Annotated in this window: 1 pseudogene; it reads right to left on the reverse strand. The window is 69.8% G+C overall.

The features are described from left to right. Positions 1-255: pseudogene (locus tag AADR41_RS42715) on the reverse strand (ketol-acid reductoisomerase); the annotation flags it as partial.

Here is a 255-nt window from a genome sequence, read left to right on the forward strand (position 1 = left end):
GATCTCCGGCTGGTAACCGGCCTCGGTCAGCGTCTCGAAACCGGCCTTCACCAGAGCGGCGGTACCACCGCACAGAACGGCCTGCTCACCGAACAGGTCGGTCTCGGTCTCCTCGGTGAACGTCGTCTTGATGACGCCCGCCCGGGTGCCGCCGATGCCCTTCGCGTACGACAGGGCCAGCGCCAGGCCGTTGCCCGAGGGGTCCTGCTCGACGGCCACGATGCACGGGACGCCGCGGCCCTCCTCGTACTGGCG

The sequence above is a fragment of the Streptomyces sp. CLV115 genome, assembly GCF_038448545.1.
In the GTDB taxonomy this organism is placed as follows: domain Bacteria; phylum Actinomycetota; class Actinomycetes; order Streptomycetales; family Streptomycetaceae; genus Streptomyces; species Streptomyces sanglieri.